The following is a 1070-nucleotide window of genomic DNA, read 5'->3' as shown; positions in this document are numbered from 1 at the left end:
TGGTAGCCGATGGTGGCCGACACCGAGCCCTGTTGTTTCATGACTTCGGCCGCGATGCGGTCGATTTCCTTGGTCGTGATGCCGGGCACGATGAGCGGGGTCAGGTGGTCCAGCACCTCGGCGGCCAGTCGTCCCGCCAAGCGCATGCCGGCCGCACCGGCCGCGTCCTTGTAGGTGATGTTCATGGGTCGCGATTATCGCAGTTGACATTGCCGCGCGCTGTGTATAGGGCCTGTGCCCCTGGGCGGCCCACTTTGCCGTGTGGTTTGCCCTCGCAAAAAGTCTCGTTTGACAAAATGTTGACTTCTAAATTTAACTTTTAAAGGGCTTCGGTGATGTAATTCAGTCCCATGAGGTGCAGGGTTCTGACCAGACGGCAGACACCCAAACAAGCGCCCACCCAGGGAGAGGACCATGATCACATTTCGCTCATTCGCCGTTTTGGCCGTCACGGCCGTGCTGGGGCAGCAGCTGGTGGCTTGCAGTTCGCAGGTGTCAGCCTCTGAATCCGAGCGACTCGCGGCCTTGTGGAACGGTTTTCATGCCGATGTGCGGCTCGTGGTGTACGACGACCTGAACGCCAACCTCAACCGGCGCAAGGTGGCTTACAACACCGACCTGTCGGTGGCCAGCGAAGACGTCAAAGCCATGATCCAGGGCCTGGCACCCACCCGCGCCAACCTGCATTGCAACGAAAACAGCACGATTTACGTGCTGGAGATCACCGAGGCGGGCAACAAGCGCAAGTACAGCAGCGACAACAACCACTGCCAACACGGCGCCAGCTATGCCGGCTACGTGTCCACCCAGGCCATGGCCCAGCTGGCGCATGCGCTGAGCGCGACCCAGGCGTATTGATTCGGCACGTCGCCTGAACAACACCGGCCCGGGCTCCCCGGGCTCAAGGCTCAGAGGCAGGTGGCCCCGGGTAAAATTCCGGGTTTCCACCCATCCCCGGGTGCACCCTGCGCCCCTCAGCCCCAAGGCCACCCACTGTGACCCTGCATCTGCGCTTTTTTGACGGCGGCAATGCCGTCAGCGACTTCAAAGTCCAGCAACTCCTGCCCCGC

Annotated in this window: 1 protein-coding gene and 1 pseudogene; one reads left to right on the top strand and one right to left on the bottom strand. The window is 61.5% G+C overall.

All coding sequences use genetic code 11. From position 1 onward, the window contains the following. Positions 1-185 (bottom strand): annotated as a pseudogene (locus tag Q8M88_RS14675) (type I methionyl aminopeptidase); the annotation flags it as partial. Between the two features lie 229 nt (positions 186-414). Between Q8M88_RS14675 and Q8M88_RS14670 the strand changes: the two are divergent. Continuing rightward, positions 415-858: a hypothetical protein gene (locus tag Q8M88_RS14670; RefSeq protein WP_305597901.1), complete on the top strand. Its 444-nt coding sequence runs from the start codon at positions 415-417 to the stop codon at positions 856-858. Positions 859-1070: the final 212 nt, after the last annotated feature.

Source organism: Phenylobacterium sp., from assembly GCF_030693805.1.
Lineage (GTDB): Bacteria > Pseudomonadota > Alphaproteobacteria > Caulobacterales > Caulobacteraceae > Phenylobacterium.
This window is presented reverse-complemented; position numbering and strand designations above follow the sequence as displayed.

Coding starts and splice junctions, on each gene's coding strand:
- Q8M88_RS14670 (WP_305597901.1), top strand. CDS start 415: ATGATCACATTTCGCTCATTCGCCGTTTTGGCCGTCACGGCCGTGCTG.